The 1,739-nt window shown below is 66.8% G+C and carries 1 protein-coding gene; it reads left to right on the top strand.

All coding sequences use genetic code 11. From position 1 onward, the window contains the following. The first annotated feature begins 113 nt into the window (after positions 1-113). On the top strand, positions 114-1,715 hold the full coding sequence (locus AB0B82_RS35390; protein ID WP_360178963.1) for an IS1634 family transposase: 1,602 nt from the start codon (positions 114-116) through the stop codon (positions 1,713-1,715). Positions 1,716-1,739 lie beyond the last annotated feature (24 nt).

Genomic DNA, 1,739 nt, shown 5'->3' with positions numbered 1-1,739 from the left:
CCTGACTCGTGCCACTTGACGGCGATTTCGGGTCCGGGCTTCTGTTTGTGCTGGTCAGTGGCTCGCGGGCGGGCGGGTTGACACACCCCGCGGGGCCGGTACGGTCGGCGTTCGTGGTGTTCGTGCGGAAGTCTCCGGGCAGGTCGGGGGCGACGAAGGTCCAGATCGCCGAGCGCCGCGATGGCCGTGACGTCGTCTTGGAGCATGTCGGCACAGCCCACGACGAGGCCGAGCTCGCGGCGCTGATGGCGGTGGGCCGGCGCAAGCTCTATCCCGGTCAGGGCGAGCTCCCGCTGGACGGGCCCAGCGGCCACGCCGTTCCTGAGCGTGCCGGCAGGGCCGGCCAGGCGGTGATCACGCACAAGACGAACGCAGTGTTGTGGCAGGTGCTCAGGACCGGGTACGAGCGGTTGGGGTTCGACGCGCTCGAGGACGACGCGTTCGCTCAACTGGTCTTGGCGCGGATCGTGGAGCCGACCAGCAAGGCCGACTCGCTACGGGTGCTGACCGACCTCGGGGTTCGGCACGCTTCGCTACGCACCATGTTCCGGTCCTTGCATCGGGCCCAGGAGCGTGATTATCGGGCCACGCTCGCCTCAGCGTGCTTTGCTCACGCCTGCGCCGACGGCGACGTGAGCTTGTGCCTCTACGACGTCACGACGCTCTACTTCGAAGCCGAGAAGGAAGACCCCGACACCGGCGGGAAGACCGGGCTGCGCAAGGTCGGCTACTCCAAGGAACGCCGTGTCGACCCACAGGTGGTCGTCGGGCTCTTGGTCGACCGACGCGGGTTCCCGCTCGAGATCGGCTGCTTCGAAGGCAACAAGGCCGAGACTCTGACGATCCTGCCGATCATCAAGCAGTTCCAAGCCCGGCACAACATCGCCGACATGGTCGTGGTCGCCGATGCCGGGATGCTGTCCGCAACCAACCTCAAGGAGCTCGACGAGGCCGACCTGCGGTTCATCGTCGGCTCACGCGTCACCAAGGCACCCGTCGACTTGGAGTCCCACTTCCGCTGGCACGGCGACGCGTTCACTGACGGACAGATCATCGACACGATCACCCCGAAGACCCAACGATCCGGCGCGAGCGCTGCGAGCAACCCCAAGCACAAGTCGGAACCCACCTGGAATCCCGAGCAACATCCGGGGTCGTGGCGGGCAGTGTGGGCGTACTCGACGAAGCGAGCGGTTCGGGACAACAAGACCCTGACCGCCCAGGAGAACAGGGCCCGTGCGGTCGTGGACGGCGAGAAGACCGCGAAACCGCCGCGGTTCGTCAAGACCACCAACGGGACCAGGTCCCTCGACGAGACATCGCTCGCACGCGCCCGTCGGCTGGCCGGGTTGAAGGGATACGTCACCAACATCGGCGCCGACCTGATGCTCCCAGGCGAAGTCATCGCCAGCTACCACGACCTGTGGAGGGTCGAGCAGTCCTTCCGGATGAGCAAGACCGACCTGCGCGCGCGGCCGATGTTCCACCACACCCGCGACGCGATCGAGGCCCACCTGACCATCGTGTTCGCCGCCCTCGCCGTCGCACGTCACCTGCAGGAGGTCACCGGGCTCAGCGTCCGCAAGATCGTCCAGACACTACGACCCCTCCAACAGATCACCGTCCGCATCGCCGGGCACGAGCACGCCGCCCACGACCCACTCACCCCGCAAGCCCACGAGATCCTTCACGCCCTCAACATCGAACCGAACTGACACACCCCGGTGGCACGAGTCAGG

The sequence above is a fragment of the Kribbella sp. NPDC048915 genome, assembly GCF_040649595.1.
In the GTDB taxonomy this organism is placed as follows: domain Bacteria; phylum Actinomycetota; class Actinomycetes; order Propionibacteriales; family Kribbellaceae; genus Kribbella.
Note: the sequence above shows the minus strand (reverse complement) of the source record. Positions and strands in the feature narration are given on the sequence as shown.